This is a genomic window from Buchananella sp. 14KM1171 (assembly GCF_041380365.1).
GTDB lineage: Bacteria > Actinomycetota > Actinomycetes > Actinomycetales > Actinomycetaceae > Buchananella > Buchananella felis.
Genome location: NZ_CP159981.1, coordinates 2,010,186 through 2,023,885, shown reverse-complemented (window position 1 = coordinate 2,023,885; position 13,700 = coordinate 2,010,186). Strand labels below are relative to the sequence as shown.

Annotated in this window: 9 protein-coding genes and 2 tRNA genes; 4 read left to right on the top strand and 7 right to left on the bottom strand. The window is 71.4% G+C overall.

Going from position 1 to position 13,700, the window contains the following annotated elements:
• Positions 1-34: 34 nt before the first annotated feature.
• The 3 genes from ABYF38_RS07810 to ABYF38_RS07800 all read right to left on the bottom strand — a co-directional run bounded on the left by ABYF38_RS07810 (position 35) and on the right by ABYF38_RS07800 (position 4,815).
• On the bottom strand, positions 35-2,677 hold the full coding sequence (locus ABYF38_RS07810; protein WP_371151821.1) for a ComEC/Rec2 family competence protein: 2,643 nt from the start codon (positions 2,675-2,677) through the stop codon (positions 35-37).
• A 21-nt stretch (positions 2,678-2,698) separates the two neighbouring features.
• A complete protein-coding gene (locus ABYF38_RS07805) occupies positions 2,699-3,604 on the bottom strand; it encodes a helix-hairpin-helix domain-containing protein (RefSeq protein WP_371151820.1) in 906 nt (301 codons plus the stop codon).
• Positions 3,605-3,936: 332 nt separating this feature from the next.
• Positions 3,937-4,815 (bottom strand): DegV family protein, encoded by an 879-nt coding sequence (locus ABYF38_RS07800; protein ID WP_371151819.1) that lies wholly within the window; start codon positions 4,813-4,815, stop codon positions 3,937-3,939.
• Positions 4,816-4,890: 75 nt separating this feature from the next.
• Here ABYF38_RS07800 and ABYF38_RS07795 point away from each other — a divergent pair, with 75 nt between their 5' ends.
• Positions 4,891-6,834 (top strand): helicase HerA-like domain-containing protein, encoded by a 1,944-nt coding sequence (locus tag ABYF38_RS07795; protein WP_371151818.1) that lies wholly within the window; start codon positions 4,891-4,893, stop codon positions 6,832-6,834.
• Between the two features lie 51 nt (positions 6,835-6,885).
• On the opposite strand, the gene ABYF38_RS07790 is transcribed toward ABYF38_RS07795, so the two are convergent.
• Complete coding sequence (locus ABYF38_RS07790; protein WP_371151817.1) at positions 6,886-7,866, bottom strand: aldose 1-epimerase; 981 nt, start codon at positions 7,864-7,866, stop codon at positions 6,886-6,888.
• Between the two features lie 76 nt (positions 7,867-7,942).
• Positions 7,943-10,867 carry a leucine--tRNA ligase gene (locus ABYF38_RS07785; protein WP_371151816.1) on the bottom strand — a complete coding sequence of 975 codons (2,925 nt, stop codon included), beginning with the start codon at positions 10,865-10,867 and terminating at the stop codon, positions 7,943-7,945.
• A 94-nt stretch (positions 10,868-10,961) separates the two neighbouring features.
• Between ABYF38_RS07785 and ABYF38_RS07780 the strand changes: the two genes are divergently transcribed.
• Complete coding sequence (locus tag ABYF38_RS07780) at positions 10,962-11,387, top strand: HIT family protein (RefSeq protein ID WP_371151815.1); 426 nt, start codon at positions 10,962-10,964, stop codon at positions 11,385-11,387.
• A 146-nt stretch (positions 11,388-11,533) separates the two neighbouring features.
• Here the strand turns inward: ABYF38_RS07780 and ABYF38_RS07775 are convergent, their stop codons facing one another.
• Complete coding sequence (locus tag ABYF38_RS07775) at positions 11,534-12,277, bottom strand: vitamin K epoxide reductase family protein (RefSeq protein ID WP_371151814.1); 744 nt, start codon at positions 12,275-12,277, stop codon at positions 11,534-11,536.
• A gap of 161 nt (positions 12,278-12,438) precedes the next feature.
• Between ABYF38_RS07775 and ABYF38_RS07770 the strand changes: the two genes are divergently transcribed.
• Both ABYF38_RS07770 and ABYF38_RS07765 read left to right on the top strand, forming a co-directional pair.
• Positions 12,439-12,514 (top strand) — tRNA-Lys (locus tag ABYF38_RS07770).
• An 18-nt stretch (positions 12,515-12,532) separates the two neighbouring features.
• Positions 12,533-12,605: transfer RNA gene (locus ABYF38_RS07765), tRNA-Lys, on the top strand.
• A gap of 243 nt (positions 12,606-12,848) precedes the next feature.
• On the opposite strand, the gene ABYF38_RS07760 is transcribed toward ABYF38_RS07765, so the two are convergent.
• Positions 12,849-13,607, bottom strand: a complete 759-nt coding sequence (locus ABYF38_RS07760) for a DUF2510 domain-containing protein (RefSeq protein WP_371151813.1) — start codon at positions 13,605-13,607, stop codon at positions 12,849-12,851.
• Between the last annotated feature and the right edge of the window lie 93 nt (positions 13,608-13,700).

Sequence of the window (13,700 nt, the reverse complement as noted above, 5' to 3'; positions counted from 1 at the left end):
CAGCGGGGCGCCACCGCCGCACACACGCACCACCTCACCCGCCTCGGCAGCGTGCCTCCACCCGCAGCCCCGCCACCTGGCCGTCCCCGTTTCGCCTGGCCGCGAGCGCGATGGGGCCGCACCGGTCGGTGCGGTAGACGCGCCCCCACTGCCGGTAAGCGCTCTCCACTCGCGGGGCGGGGTGCCCGTATGTGTTTTCGGCTCCCACGCTGATGAGTGCCACCGGCGCGCGCACCGCTGCGGGCAGGGCGGCGTCCCAGTTGGCCGAGCCGTGGTGGGGTACCAGCACTACCTCCCAGGTGGAGTCGGCGGGCGACAACGCCGAGCTCGCAACTGCCAGCTCGCGTTGGGAGGCTTCCTCCGCGTCCCCGGGCACCAGCACATCCAGTCCCGCCCGCTCGATTCCCACCACCAGGGAGGTGTTGTTCATCCCTTCCTCTGTGAGCCGGCTGGCCCGCGCCAGTCCCGCCGATGGCCCCAGCACCCGCCACCTCACCCCGCCGGGCAGCTCGCCCTGCTCCCCCACTTCCGGCACGCGGTGGGGCACCCCCGCCGCCTCCAGCTGCGCAATGACGCGGGCGTGCGTGGCCTGCGGCACCACCCCGGGCCCCAGCAGTGCCTGCCCCACCGGCACGGTGGCCAGCACGGTGGGCAGGCCGTCTATGTGGTCTGCGTGCAGGTGGGAGATGACCAGCAGGTCGATTCGGGTCACGCCGGCCTGCGCGATGCACCGGTCCACCTCCCCGTCGGCCGGCCCGGTGTCCAGCAGCACCGCGCCGCCCGACTCGGTGCGCACCAGGGCTGCGGAGCCCTGCCCCACGTCGCACTGGTAGACCTCCCAGTGCCCGCCCAGCCCCGGGCCGGGCGCCCACCGCCACCACGCCAACGCGCCGACCAGTAGGACGAGGAGCGCCAGCCCCCACCATGCCCACGCCACAGCGCGGCTAGACCCGGCCCGGCCGCGCATGGCCCTCCCGCTGACCCGTCGCTCGCGCCAGGTCAGCGCCTGGTGCCCGACGTTCCTCCCGCCTCCCCCGCACGCTTCCCGCCCCTCGCGGCGGTCGCCCCAGGCACGCCCGATCCGGCTGCGCCAGGCTTTGCCTCGTCGCGAGCCGGCCACTGCGACCCCAGCGAAGGCAAGCAACAACGCGGCGGCGGAGAGCGCCGCTCCAACCGGCCCGCTTACCCACGGCAGGTTGGCGCCGGGCAGGCCGGCAAAGAAGGCGGCCACGGCCGCGATCCAGGCGGAGAGAACGTCGGCCAACCAAAGGGCGGGAACGCCCCACCACGCCTCGCCGGCAGCCAGGGCGAGCAGGGCAGCCACCGTGGCCGGACCCACCGCGATCCCGGCTAGCAGGTTGGCCGGGACGGAGTACAGCGGCAGGGCCGAGTTTAGCAGGACCGTCACCGGCAGGGTCGCCGCCTGGGCGGCCACCGGCACCGCCAGGGCCAGGGCGAGCCAGCGCGGCAGGCGGCGCGACAATCGGCGGGCCAGGCGGGGCGCGAGCAGGACTATCCCCGCTGTGGCCAGGAAGGAGAGCACGAACGAGTAGTCCAGGGCGTTGTGCGGGTCGGCTAGGAGCATGACGGTGGCCGTGAGCCAGAGTGCTCCGGCGGTGGTAACCGCCCGGTTGAGTGCCAGCCCCGCTAAAGCGATCGCCACCATCGTGGCGCTGCGCACCACCGAGGCGCTGGGCCCCACCAGCCAGACGAACCCGGCCGCGCACAGCCCCGTCAGCGCCAGGCGCAGCCACCTGGGTCCACCCGCCAGCGCCGCCACCAGGCCCACCACTATCGCCAGGTGGGCGCCGGAGACCGCCGTGAGGTGGGTGAGAGAGGTGGCGCGCATCTGCGCTGTCAGCTGGGCAGGCAGGTCGGTGCGCTGCCCCCAGCCCAGTCCAGCCACCAGCGGGGAGCTCGCCCTGGAACGCACCGCCGCGCTGGCTTGCTGACGCCACTCCACCGCAGCGGGAGAATCCAAGCTGATCGGGGGCCGCCGGGCCTTTAGGCGCACCAGGGCGCGCTCGTGTCGCCCCACCTCCTTGGTGGTGCCGGAAAACCTGATTCGCTGCCCCAGAGAAAGCTCGCTCCACACCGAATCGGTGGCGCGCACCTCTACCCGCCCGCCCACCGGGGTCCAGGAGGCGCCGCCCGCCAGGCGAGCGGGGCCGGCTCCTGTGCTCTCGCGTTGCACCTCCCCCAGACGCACGCCTGTTCGTGCCCGGCTCCCCCTATCTGGGCTCGCACCCGCCCCCGCTGGCGCCCCGGACTGGAGGCGTTCCAGGCAGACCTCCACCCGCCACCCGAACTTGGTGGGCGCGGGCCATGCGCACACGCTGCCCTCCAGCGTGAAGACCCGCCCCTGCGCGCCGCTTCCCACCAGCGGGTGGACCCCCTCCGCCGCCGAAACCAGGTGGGTGTGCACGGCGCCGAGCAGCGCGGCGCACGCCCCCAGCAGCACCGCCGCCGCCACACGCGGACCCGCCAACACGTGCCTGCCGCGCGGCCTGGGCGCCAGCGCCGCCAGGGCAGCGATCGCCGCGAGCGCGCTCGCCGCCACCACCGCCGGCCACCAGGCGGGCAGCAGCCACGTGATCGCGCAGGCCACCCAGGCCGCTACGGCGGCGTAGGCCAGCCGATGGTCCGGGCCGGAGCGCACCCCCGCTGTGCCTGCCATCTCTCCTCCCCCGGCCCGTGGCTAGTCCACGCTGACGAACTCGCGCAGGGCCTCGAACTTGGCCGGCCCAATCCCCGGGACGTCCAACAAGCCCTGCACACTCTGAAACGGGCCGTTCTTCTCCCGGTGGGTGACTATCCGCCCAGCCAGGGACGGCCCTATCCCGGGCAGTTCCTCCAACTGCGCCGCCGAGGCCGCGTTGATGTTGACCAGCGCACCGCCCACGCCGCCCGCGCTAGCACCGCCCGCGCTAGCACCGCCGGCCGCGCCCGGTCCCGGTCCGGTGCCGCTGTCTGCGTCCCCCGGCCCGGCAGGTTCGACCACGCTCTCGCCGGGCCTGGGCACCACCACCCGTTCGCCGTCGCGCAGGAAGCGGGCCAGGTTGACGGCGTTGGGGTCGGCCTCTGGCAGGGCGCCGCCGGCCGCCGCGATCGCGTCCACCACGCGCGCGCCCACCGGCAGGGAGTACACCCCGGGCGAGGCCACCGCGCCCGCCACGTGCACCGCCAACACCTCCCGCGCGCGCTCCCCCGCGCCCGTCTGCGCAGCCGCCGTCTCCGCAGCGCCCGCGCTGGTCCCTTCCCCACCCGCAGCCTCCCCGGCTGCCCTCTGTGCAGCCGTCTGCGCAGTCGTCTCCGCAGCGTCCGCGCTGGCCCGTGCCCCACCCGGCGTGTCTTCCTTCTCTCCGGCGGTTTCCAGACCGGCCGAGCTCTTGGCGGGGGCCGCTAGGGCAACGTCGTCCACCTGGGGAGCGAACCAGCGAAAGTAGGCCAACATGGCGGCCAGGAGGGCGCACAGCACGGCCGCCGCCCCGATCGCGGCGCGCGCGGTGGGGAAAAGGCGGCTGCGGCGGGGCGGGGCGTCGATCTCCTCCACCGCTGCGGCCTTCATCGCGAGCGCCTTCAGCTCCGCCAGTTTGTTTTCCATGCCGGCAAGCTACGCACCTTGCCCATCCGCCTCCTACCCCGGCGGCGCAAAGCTACACGGCGGCGCCCCGCAGGCTCTCCTGTGGAAAATCGGCCGCCCACAGCTGCTCGCAGCCGCCTGCCAACCGCACCGTGCGCACGCCCGCTTGACTTCCCGCCCCGCACCGTGCCTCCGGGGTGCCCCGGCCACCGGCCCCCAAACCCGCCCACCGGCCCCTAGCACACCACCCGGCCTGCCGCCCCGAAACCCGCCGCTAGCCCGCCGCAGCCCTTTGCCGCTCCAAGCCCGCCCCGAAACCCGCCGCTAGACCGCCGCAGCCCTTTGCCGCAGCCTCAGCGCGCCACCTCCGCCGGCGGCACGGGCGTCACGGAACCGGCCACCGCGCCCGGTCCGGCGTGCGCGGCCAGCACGGGACCGCACTCGGTGTGCAGGATTTCGACCACGTGGGCGTCGCTGCCCTCCAGCAGGGCGGCCAGGCGCTCCTCTACCTCGGTCACTGCCGCGTCCGCGTCCACGTGCTGCAGGCAGATGCGCACAGGGCCGGGGGAAACGCGCGGGATTTTGCGGGAGGCGCCGGCGGCGTTGGCCAGGTGCTCGGCCAGGTGGCGCAGGGAGCGCCCGCGCCCGCGCACCACCTCCTGGACGGCGATCTTGCCCTCTGAGACGGTCAGGACGGGGCGCACCCCGAGGGCCGAACCGACCAGCGCGCTCGCGCCCCCGATCCGCCCACCCCGGTGCAGGTGGCTCAGGCTGTCCACCGCGAAGAACAGGCGAGAGCGCGCGGCCACGTCCCGCGCCGCCGCCCGCACCAGGTTGGCCTCGCCGCCGCGCTGCGCCAACCGGGCCGCCGCGAGCGCGGACATCCCCAGCGCCCCGCCGACGGTCCGCGAATCCACCACGCGCACCCTGCCGGCCTCGAACTCCTGGGCGGCGCGCTCCGCTGCGGCCACGGTGCCGGACAGCCCGCCGGAGATGTGCACGGACACCACCTCGCTGGCACCGGCGTCGAACGCGGCGCTGTAGGCGTCCACGAAATCCTGGTGGGCGGGCTGGGACGTGGACAGGACGGCCCCGCCGCGCACGGCCTCTATCACCGCCTGGGAGCTGGGATCCACCAGTTCACCCTCGCTGTTGAGCACCGCCAGCGGGATTACCCCAACGCCCCATCGCTCCGCCTGCTGCGCGTCCAGCCCGGCGGTGGAATCGGTCAAAACGGCTACTCGTCCCACGCCCCTTACCGTACATGCCGCCCCGCTACTTACCCGCGCAATCTAGACTCTTTTTCCATGAGTGACTCTGTGATGGACGCCGCCACTATTGCCCGCCTGCGCGCCGAGGCGCTGGCTGCGGAGGCGGAGGCAAAACGCGCCGAGGCCGCCGCCAAGCAGGCCGCCTTGGAGGCCGCCCTGGCCGCCGCCGGTGGTCCCGCCCAGGTGGACGACGCCTCACCCGCCGCCCCCTCCACGCAGCCGCTGCCCGCCCAGGCCGCCCAGGTGGACGACGCTGCCGCCGCGCCCCTCTCAGAGCCCGTGGCCGCCCCGTTTCCGCCTGCGCCCGCCTCAGAGCCGGTGGCCATCGCAGAGTCCCCGGCCCCAGCGCAGCCGGCCCCAGCGCAGCCGACCCCAACGCAGCCGACCCCAACGGCCGTGCCTGCGGCCGCCCCGCAGCCGCTTTCGGACTACGCCGCCAAGGTGCAGTCCGGCTACCCGCAGGACAACGTGCTGCCCATCGGTGCCTTCCTTGAGGAGGGCACACCAGTGGCAAGCGTCCCGATCGGCCTGCCGCTGGCGATGCTGAACCGGCACGGCCTGATCGCGGGCGCCACCGGTACGGGCAAGACCCGCACCCTGCAGCTGCTAGCGGAGGGGTTGTCATCCGCCGGGGTCTCGGTGTTCCTGACCGACATCAAGGGTGACCTGACCGGCCTGTCCAGCCCGGGCCAGCCCTCTGAGAAGCTGCTGGCCCGCACGGCCGCGCTGGGCCAGGACTGGCAGCCGCGCGCCTTCCCGGTGGAGTTGTTCTCGCTGGGCGGCGAGGGCGTGGGCACCCCGATTCGCGCCCGCGTTACTGACTTTGGCCCGCTGCTGTTGGCCAAGGTGCTGGGCCTGAACGACACCCAGGAGTCCTCCCTGTCCCTGATCTTCCACTGGGCCGACGCCCAGGGACTGGAGCTAGACGATCTGAAGGACCTGCGCGCGGTCATCTCCTTCCTCACCGGCCCGGACGGGAAGGAAGAACTACGCCAGATCGGCGGGATCTCCGCTGCCACCGCCGGGGTGATCCTGCGCGAGCTGGCGGCGCTGCAGGCGCAGGGCGCGGACGTGTTCTTCGGCGAGCCGGCCTTCGACGCCGCCGACCTGCTGCGCACCGCCCTGGACGGTCGCGGCGTGATTTCCGCGCTGGAGCTGCCCAAGGTGACCGAGCGGCCCGCCCTGTTCACCACCTTCGTGATGTGGCTGCTGGCTGAGCTGTTTTCCACGCTGCCGGAGGTGGGCGACCAGCCCAAGCCGCGCCTGGTGTTCTTCTTTGACGAGGCCCACCTGCTGTTCAACGGCGCTTCCAAGGAGTTCCTGTCTCAGGTGATCCAGACCGTGCGGCTGATCCGCTCCAAGGGGGTGGGCATCTTCTTTGTCACCCAGACGCCCAGCGACGTGCCTGCGGAGGTGCTCGCCCAGTTGGGTGCGCGCGTGCAGCACGCCCTGCGTGCCTTCACCCCGGCCGACGCGAAGAAGCTGAAGGAGACGGTCTCTACCTTCCCCACTTCCCCGCTGGACCTGGCCACGCTGCTGCCCTCGCTGGGCACGGGCGAGGCCGTGGTGACGGTGCTCAGCGAGCGCGGTAGCCCCACCCCGGTGGCGCCCACCCGCCTGTTCGCCCCGGCCGCCGTGATGGGGCCGGCCACCGACCAGGTGGTTGCCTCCACGCTGGCGGCCTCTACGTTGGCGGTGAAGTACGCCAAGACGGTGGACGACGTTTCCGCCTACGAACAGATGGAGCGCCGCACCGAGGAGTTGGCGCAGGAGCGGGAGGCCGCCGCGCTGGCGCAGGCCGAGGAGAAGGAGGCGGCCAAGGCGCAGCGCGCCACTGCGGCCGCACCGGCTCGCCGCACCGCCCGTCCCTCGCAGCTGGAGCAGGCCGGCGGGGGCGCCATGAAGAGCTTCCTGCGTTCGGTGGGCACGCAGCTGGGGCGGGAGGTCACCCGCTCGCTGTTCGGCACCCGGCGCCGCTAGCGAGCTGCCCGGCGGCGGCCGGCTCCCCGGGCGGTCAGGGGGCCCTTGCGGCTAAATGCCCAGACGCGGCGGGTCCTGGAAGATGAAGCGGGCGCGCAGCTTGGTGGACTGCCCCGGTGCCACGCGCAGCGCGTCGGCCACCTCGGGGCGGTTGAAGGCGTTGGTCATGAACTGGCAGGGCTCCACCGCGATGGAGTCGCGCTGACGGCTGTTGAGCGTGTCTCCCGTGTAGAAGTGCAAGATGCCCTGGCCCAGCTTCTGTACCGGCAGGTCGGTTTCCACCACCAGCTGCGGGCCGCCCAGCACCCGCACCACGCCGTTCACGCCAGCGGGGGTGACCTCCAGCTCGGTGACGGCGTCGTCCAGCTCCACGTCCTCCAGGGTGTGCAGGCAGAGCGGGAAGCGGCTGGCGGTGGCGAACGCCTGCGCGCCGGGCAGCGGGATCAGGCCGTCGTCCACCTCCACGCCGCTGCGGGCCAGGATGGACATGCTCATCTGGTCCACGGGGGCCAGCTTGAAGTAGGGGTGCCAGCCCAGCCCGATGGGGGCATCGCTTTCCCCCTCGTTGGTGGCCTCCAGCTCCAGGCACAGGCAGGGGTGCTCGTCGCCGGTGTACTCCAGCCGGTAGGTGGCGCGCACCCCCACGGTGAAGGGGTAGCCCTCGCTCGGCTCGATCCGGGTGGCAAAGGTCAGGAAGTCGGGCCCGGACTCCGCCAGCTCGAAGTCGACGCCGGTGACCAGTCCGTGCAGGGCGTGCCCGTCGGCGCCGGTGGGAAGCTGGTAGGTGCGGCCGTCGAACTCGTAGCGGCCACCCTCGATCCGGTTGGACCAGGGGGCAAGTAGCGCGGAGCGGGCGCCGTGGCCTTCGGCCAGGTCAGCGTCGTCCAAATAGCCGTCGATCAGCTCGCGGGTCCCGTCCTGGGAGGGCACCCTCCAAGAGAGCACCACCGCGCCCCGCGCGGCCACCTCCAGGCGCACACCCCGGTCCTTCAAAATCCAGGTCTCGTGCTCCCAGTTTCCGCGCAGCGCCATGGCTTTACTCCTCTATGCGGGGCGCGGCCGCCACCCCCAAGAAGGGGGCAGCGGCCGCGCCTGCGATTTCGCCCTATCAGGCGCCGGGCACAATGTTAATCAACTTGGGTGCCCGCACGATGATCTTTCGGGGCTCCACCCCACCCAGGAACTTAGACACCGCCTCGTGAGCCAGGGCAGCCTCAGTGAGCTCCTGATCGGTGACGGAGGGGCTGACCTCCAGGCGGGCGCGCACCTTACCGGACACCTGCACCACGCAGGTGACCGTGTCTTCCACGCACAGCTCCTCCACGTGCTGCGGGAAGGGCTCGCGGGCCAGCGACTGGCCGTGCCCCAGCTTCTCCCACAGCTCCTCGGCGACGTGCGGGGCAAACGGGGAGACCATCAAAACCAGCGCCTCGGCCACCTCGCGCGGCACGGCCGGCAGGCTGACCAGGTGGTTGTTGAGCACGATCATCTTGGCGATGGCGGTGTTCATCCGCATCTCCTCGAAGTCCTCCCGCACCCCCTTGATGGTCTGGTGCAGCAGGCGGGTCGTGGCGGTGTCCGCAGCCTCGTCCGCCACGGTCAGCTCGCCGGTCTCCTCGTCCACCAGGTTGCGCCACAGGCGCTGCAGGAAGCGGAAGGAACCCACCACAGCGCGCGTCTCCCACGGGCGGGACTGGTCCAGCGGCCCCATCGACATCTCGTACAGGCGGAAGGTGTCCGCGCCGTACTCCTCGCACATCGCGTCCGGGGTGACGATGTTCTTCAGGGACTTACCCATCTTGCCGTACTCGCGCTTAACGGCCTGGCCCTGCCAGGTGAAGCCGGTGGTCTCATCGCCCTCCACCTCGCTTGCCGGCACGTACTGGCCACGCGAGTCGGTGTAGGCGTAGGCCTGGATGTAGCCCTGGTTGAACAGGCGGTGGTAGGGCTCGCAGTCCGGCACGTGCCCCAGGTCAAAGAGCACCTTTTGCCAGAAGCGCGCGTAGAGCAGGTGCAGCACCGCGTGCTCCACCCCGCCCACGTACAGGTCGGTGCCGCCGCACTCCTTGCCCTCGCGCGGGCCCATCCAGTAGTCCAGATTGGCGGCCGCCGCGAAGGCGTCGTCGTTGGCGGGGTCGGTGTAGCGCATCTCGTACCAGCAGGAGCCGGCCCACTGCGGCATCGTGTTGGTCTCGCGGCGGTAGCGGCGCGGCCCGTCACCCAGGTCCAGGGTGACGTTCACCCACTCCTCGGCGCGGCCCAGCGGCGCCTCCGGGGAGGTGTCGGCCGCCTCCGGGTCGTAGGTGCGCGGCGAGTAGTCGGTGATCTCCGGCAGCTCCACCGGCAGCTGGTCCTCCGGCACGGAGTGGGCCACACCGTCCTCGTCCCACACGATCGGGAAGGGCTCGCCCCAGTAACGCTGGCGGCTAAACAGCCAGTCGCGCAGGCGGTAGGTGACCGCAGCGCGCCCCGCGCCCTTGGACTCCAACCAGGCGGTCATGACCGCCTTTGCTTCCTCCTTGGACTTGCCGTTCAGGTCCACCTCGTCGTTGGCGGAGTCCACGGCCACGCCATCGCCGGTGTAGGCGCTCTCGGTCAGGTCGTGACCGTATGGGTCCTCCGGCGCGCCAATCGTGCGCACCACCTCCAGGTCGAAGGCCCGGGCGAACTCCCAGTCACGCTGATCGTGAGCCGGCACCGCCATGATCGCGCCGGTGCCGTAGCCCCACAGCACGTAGTCGGCCACGAACACCGGCACGGGCTTGCCGTTGGCGGGGTTGGCGCCGAAGAAGCCGGTGAAAACGCCGGTCTTCTCGCGGTCCTCTGCGGTGCGCTCCAGCTCGGACTTAGCGGCGGCCTGCGCCCGGTAGGCGGCCACGGCCTCGCGCGGGTCAGCAAATCCACCCGTCCAGGCGGCGCGCGTACCGTCCGGCCACTGGTTCGGAACGGTCAGCGCGGCAGCGTCGTCCGCCTCTCCCCCAAAGGTGCCGCCCAGGATCGGGTGCTCGGGGGCAACCACCATGAAGGTGGCACCAAAGAGCGTGTCAGAGCGCGTGGTGTAGACCTCCAGGCGCTCCTGGCTGGCGCCGGCCTCCTGCGCGCCCGGCACGGCGAACACCACGTTGGCGCCCTCGGAGCGGCCGATCCAGTTGCGCTGCATGGTGCGCACCTTCTCCGGCCAGTCGATCTTGTCCAGGTCCGCCTCCAGGCGCTCGCCGTAGGCGGTGATGCGCATCATCCACTGGCGCAGGTTGCGCTTGAAGACCGGGAAGTTGCCGCGCTCGGAGCGGCCCTCGGCGGTGACCTCCTCGTTGGCCAGCACGGTGCCCAGGCCGGGGCACCAGTTCACGGGTGCCTCAGAGACGTAGGCCAGTCGCATGGAGTCAACCACCTGGGCCTGCTCCACCGTGCCGAGCTGATCCCACGCCACCCCGCCGGGGGTGGGCACCTCGCCGCTGGCCAGCTTCTGCCGCAGCTCGGCGACAGGGCGGGCGGCACCGCGAGAACCGTCGGGGGCGGTGGCGTTCGGGTCGAACCAGGAGTTGAACACCTGGGTGAAGATCCACTGGGTCCAACGCACGTAGTCCACATCGGTGGTGGACAGGGAGCGGCGCCGGTCGTGGGACAGGCCCATGCGGCGCAGCTGGCGGCGCATGTTGTCCACGTTTTCTTCCGTGGTGATGCGCGGGTGCGTGCCGGTCTGGACGGCGTACTGCTCTGCGGGCAGGCCGAAGGCGTCGTAGCCCATCGTGTAGAGCACGTTCTCGCCCTTCATGCGGTGGAAGCGCGCGATCGTGTCCGTGGCGATGTAGCCCAGCGGGTGGCCCACGTGCAGGCCCTTGCCGGAGGGGTAGGGGAACATGTCCAGCAGGAAGAACGGCTTGAGCTGCGCCAGCGGGCCGGCCAGCGAACCAACCGGGTTGTCCGCGTTGAAGGTGCCGCGCTGGTCCCACTCGTTCTGCCAGCGCTCCTCGATGCGCCCGGCCAGTTCGGCGGTGTAGCGGAAGGCGGGAGTGCTCTCCGTAGCAGTCATTTGTTTCCTCCTGTCAACCCGGCCAATTCTAGGCCAGCGGGCAAGTGGGCCCGGGGGCTGGCCGCCTGGTGGGCCGGGGTGAGATGCTGTGAGAGTGAGCACCGTTTTTACCAAGATCATCAACGGAGAGATTCCCGGCCAGTTCGTTTGGCGGGACGAGTTGTGCGTGGCCTTTGCGACCATCGCCCCGGTGACCGACGGGCACGTACTGGTTGTGCCGATTGAGGAGGTCGAGCGGTTTTCTGCGGCCGACGACGCCCTCCTTGCCCACCTGAGTGCCGTGGCCGCCCGGATTGGCCGCGCCCAGGAGAGCGGGCTGGGCTGCGTGCGCGCAGGCGTTGTGGTGGCAGGGTTCGAGGTTCCCCACCTGCACCTGCACGTGGTGCCACTGTGGGAGGAGGGGCAGCTGAACCTGGCTAAGTCCCGGCCTGACACGCCCGCGCAGGAGATCACCGCAGCGATGGACAAGCTGCGCGCGGCGCTGCGCGAGGCCGGCTGGGGACAGTTCGTCGCGGACTAGGCCGGCGGCGCGCGGCCGGCCGCTGCTGTCAGTGGGGTCGAGCCGCTGGCCGCTAGCGCCAGTGGCGATGGTGGTGTGGGAGTGGGCGCCAGTGCAGGCGCACCGCTGGCCGCTAGCGCCGGTGGCGTCCGCGCCTGCGGCGAGGCTTAGAGGACCAGGGCGATGCGGTCTGCCAGGCCCACACCCACGGCGGCCAACAGCAGGCCGTACAGGGCGGCGGTGAGCAGCCAGCGGTTTGCCACCAGGAAGTGGGCTGCGCCCTCGGAAAGCGGCAGAAAGCCGCGCTCCGCCGCGCGAGCCCAGGTGTGCACCACGAAGGGGACGCTGACCAGCCAGATCAGGGAGCACCAGGGGCACAGGGCCTGGAACTGCGTGATGGAGGCGTGCGCAAAGAAAACGACGAAGACCGCCGAGACCAGCGCGGCCAGGCTCAGCCCCCACCAGACCAGGCGAGGCAGCCTGCCGCCACACAGCAGCGCAAGCCCCAAGCCCAGCAGGCCACCGTAGAAGGCGGTTCCCACCACGGAGTTGGGGATGCCAAAGAGGAGGTGGGCCTGCTCGCTGACCAGGGAGGAGGAGCACCCCACCAGGGGGTTGATGTCGCAGATCAGGTGGGCGTTGGGCTCCGCGTAGTAGCGGATCTCGCTCAAGACCAGCTCCACGGAGGCCACCAGGCCCACCAGAGCCACAACGATCAGCAAGATGGAGTAGCCCAGTCCCGCCCCGCCAGCCCTGGCTGCGGCGGCCTGGCGGCGCTCCGAGAGAGCGGAGGGGGCGGCGGGCGGAACGTCGGCGGACGCGGAACTACAACAGGTGGCGCCAGCGTTCTCCGGCCGACTGCCGGCGGCACGCTCCTTCGCATCGCTACCTGGGGCAAAACGCTTGGGCACGGCAAGCTCTCCTCTCCGCCGCGACCGCGCCCGCCCGCACTAGGGGGCGCGACTCAACGGCCCCTACGCTACAACGCGCAGTGTTGGCATGCTCACTCGGAGTCAGTTTTGCATTGGCGGCGCGGACGTGTAACATTCCTTTTCGTGCCAAGCGGCACAACGCGCCATTAGCTCAATTGGCAGAGCAGCTGACTCTTAATCAGCGGGTTCGGGGTTCGAGTCCCTGATGGCGCACCACCAGACGAGAGTCTGGACGCGCCATTAGCTCAATTGGCAGAGCAGCTGACTCTTAATCAGCGGGTTCGGGGTTCGAGTCCCTGATGGCGCACCGAAGCCTCCTGGCCCAGCCGGGAGGTTTTTTCTTTGCCCGCGCGGGGTTACGGCCAGGATAGGCCGGGCTGCACTTTCAGTGGCGGGACGGCTGACCGCGACGCCGCCCGGTGGCGGGCCCTCAAGCCGACCAATCGCGGTCTCACAGCGGGCCCTCAAGGCAGCCGCCCACCGCCACGCAACAGGCCAACAAGGCGACCGCCCACCGCCCTAGACGGGCGATGGGCGGCTCACGGCGGGTTTAAACACCCGCTCCAGAGATGATGGCCATGAACGCCCCAAATGCCAAAAATCCCAGGACCAGTACGGCTAGGAACAACGACGAGATCACCACGCCGGCGATCGCAAGGCCCTTGGGTTCCCTCCGCATTCCCATGATGGAGAACACCAGGCCGGCCACCAGCAGCGCTAGGTTCATGACCGGCACCCAGAAGAAGAGCAGCAACGACAGGGACAACGCGAAGCCGGTGACGCCCATCCAGTTCGACTGCGGCGCCGGCGGGACTAGGTAGGCCGGTGCGACCATTCCCGGCTGGACCGCGTAGGCGCCGGCCTGGCTTGCGTAGGCGGCGGCCTGGTTCGCGTAGGCGCCAGGGGCGGAGTAGCCGGTGGGAGCCGTGTAGCTACCGTTCGGGCTGGCGTACGCGCCCTGCGCTCCAGCCGTGCTCTGGGTGGGCGCCGCGTAACCGTTCTGGGCAGGCGCCGCGTAACCGTTCTGGGCAGGCGCGGCGTAACCGTTCTGGGCAGGCGCGGCGTAACCGTTCTGGGCAGGCGCCGCGTAACCGTTCTGGGCAGGCGCCGCACCGTCACCAAGGGCGGGTGAGACGGTGGAGACCCCGGGCGCACCGGCCTGGAACTGGGCGGACTGCCCGGTGCTCCCCGCCCCCACCGGGGCACCGGGAGTGGCGGACACTTGCGGGGCGTTTGCCCAGGCGGTGCCGTCCCAGTAGCGCACCGTGCCGGTCTGGTCCGGGTACCAACCCGCTGCCTTGGAGGTCATTTCTTCTCCTGAACGTCTAGCGGCCGCGCCCGGAAGGCTCACCCCGGGCGTCCAGGTCAAGTTTAGGACAGGGGCATCTCGGGGTATCATCGA

What these genes read in the sequence shown, in the direction of transcription:
- ABYF38_RS07795 (WP_371151818.1), top strand. Translation starts at nt 4,891, where the DNA reads ATGAGTGACTCTGTGATGGACGCCGCCACTATTGCCCGCCTGCGCGCC.
- ABYF38_RS07790 (WP_371151817.1), bottom strand. Translation starts at nt 7,866, where the DNA reads ATGGCGCTGCGCGGAAACTGGGAGCACGAGACCTGGATTTTGAAGGAC.
- ABYF38_RS07760 (WP_371151813.1), bottom strand. Translation starts at nt 13,607, where the DNA reads ATGACCTCCAAGGCAGCGGGTTGGTACCCGGACCAGACCGGCACGGTG.
- ABYF38_RS07810 (WP_371151821.1), bottom strand. Translation starts at nt 2,677, where the DNA reads ATGGCAGGCACAGCGGGGGTGCGCTCCGGCCCGGACCATCGGCTGGCC.
- ABYF38_RS07805 (WP_371151820.1), bottom strand. Translation starts at nt 3,604, where the DNA reads ATGGAAAACAAACTGGCGGAGCTGAAGGCGCTCGCGATGAAGGCCGCA.
- ABYF38_RS07785 (WP_371151816.1), bottom strand. Translation starts at nt 10,867, where the DNA reads ATGACTGCTACGGAGAGCACTCCCGCCTTCCGCTACACCGCCGAACTG.